At 71.2% G+C, this 2,107-nt stretch carries 1 protein-coding gene; it reads left to right on the forward strand.

The window, feature by feature from the left end; genetic code table 11:
* Positions 1-66 precede the first annotated feature (66 nt).
* Positions 67-2,107, forward strand: a 2,041-nt coding sequence (locus ABZ449_RS42015; protein WP_360357421.1) for a condensation domain-containing protein, incomplete at its 3' end; no start/stop codon positions are given.

Below are 2,107 nucleotides of genomic sequence, written 5' to 3' on the forward strand. Positions count from 1 at the left end.
TTCCGGGTGGAGCCGGGTGAGGTCCAGGCCGTGATCGCCGGGCACCCGGCGGTCGCCCAGGCCGCTGTGGTCGCTCGCGAGGACGTGCCGGGTGATGTGCGTCTGGTGGCGTATGTCGTCGCCGACGACGAGGAAGCCGATCACGCTGAACTGTCCGCTGTGGTGCGGAGGTTCGTCGGAGAGCGGCTGCCGGAGTACATGGTCCCGTCGGCCGTGGTGGTGCTGGACGTGCTGCCGTTGACCGGCAACGGCAAGCTCGACCGCCGTGCCCTGCCCGCCCCCGCCTACGTGACTGTCACGGGTGCGGGTCGGAGGGCATCGACGCTGCAGGAGGAGATCCTGTGCACGGCGTTCGCCGAGGTGCTGGGTCTGGAGAGCGTGGGGGTCGACGACGACTTCTTCGATCTGGGTGGGCACTCGCTGCTGGCGACGCGGCTGATCAGCCGGGTGCGTGCGCTGCTGGGTGTGGAGGTGGAGATCCGGGCGCTGTTCGAGGCGCCCACCGTGGCCGGCCTTGCTTCCCGGCTGACGGATGGTGGTCAGGCCCGGACGGCGCTGGTGGCAGCCGAGCGTCCGGAGCGGATTCCGCTGTCGTTCGCGCAGCGCCGGCTGTGGTTCCTGGGCCAGCTCGAGGGTCCGAGCGCGACCTACAACAGCCCGATCGTGCTGCGGCTTTCGGGTGACCTGGACCGCCAGGCGCTGGGTGCGGCGCTGCGGGACGTCCTGGGTCGGCACGAGGCTCTGCGCACGTTCTTCCCCGCGGCCGATGGCGAGCCGTACCAGCAGATTGTCGGCATGGACGAGCTGACCTGGGGCCTGGACGTGGTCGAGGTCGAGGCCTCCGAGGGGCTGCAGGAACTCAGTGACCTGTCCGCCGGCGCGTCGGAGTGCTCGGAGCTTGCTGCCGCTGTGGTCCGGGCGGCTGGCTATGCGTTCGATCTGACGGTCGAGGTGCCGGTGCGGGCGACGCTGTTCGCGGCGGGTCCGGCCGAGCACGTTCTGGTGCTGCTGGTGCACCACATCACCGGTGACGGTTGGTCGATGGGCCCGCTGTCCCGGGACATCGCCGCCGCGTATGCGGCGCGCTCGGAGGGCCGGGCCCCGGAGTGGGATCTGCTGCCGGTGCAGTACGCGGACTATGCGCTGTGGCAGCGCGAGCTGCTGGGTTCGGACGAGGATTCGGAGAGCTTGCAGTCGCGTCAGGTGGCGTACTGGCGTGGGGCGTTGGCGGGTTCGCCGGAGGAGTTGGGGCTGCCGTTCGACCGTCCGCGTCCGGCGGTGGCGAGTCACCGTGGGCACAGTGCTCCGCTGGAGGTGTCGGCGGAGGTGCACGCGCGGCTGCTGGAGGTGGCGCGGGCCGAGGGTGTGACGCCGTTCATGGTGCTGCAGGCCGCCCTCGCGGTGCTGCTGTCGCGTCTGGGTGCGGGCACCGACATTCCGATCGGGTCGGCGATCGCGGGTCGTACCGACGAGGCGCTGGACGATCTGGTGGGTTGCTTCGTCAACACCCTGGTGGTGCGTACGGACCTGTCCGGTGACCCGTCGTTCCGCGAGGTGCTGGGCCGGGTGCGGGAGACCAGCCTGGGGGCGTTCGCGCACCAGGACGTGCCGTTCGAGAAGCTGGTCGAGGAGCTGGCACCCTCGCGCTCGCTCGCCCGCCACCCGCTGTTCCAGATCGTCCTCACCATGCACAACACCTCCGAGGCGGCGCTGGAGCTGCCGGGTGTGGCGGTGGAGCGTCTGATCACGGCGCGTCCGGCGGCGAAGTTCGACCTGGACGTGATGGTCGGCGAGGCGTTCGACGCCGACGGCCGCCCGGCCGGCGTGCGCGGTGCGCTGACGGTGGCCGCGGACCTGTTCGACTCGGAGGCCGCCACGCTGATTGCGGAGCGTTGGGCGCGGGTGCTGGCGGCGGTGGCCGTCGACCCGGAGCTGCGGCTGAGCGCCGTGGATGTGCTGACCGTGGATGAGCGGCGGCGGGTGTTGGTGGAGTGGAACGACACCGAGCGGGCGGTGGCGTTCGTGCCGGTGCACGAGGTGTTCGCGGCGCAGGTGGTGCGGGCTCCGGATGCGGTGGCGGTGGTCGCCGATGGTGTGGAGGTGTCGT

The organism is Kitasatospora sp. NPDC005856 (assembly GCF_040629945.1).
Taxonomy (GTDB): domain Bacteria; phylum Actinomycetota; class Actinomycetes; order Streptomycetales; family Streptomycetaceae; genus Kitasatospora.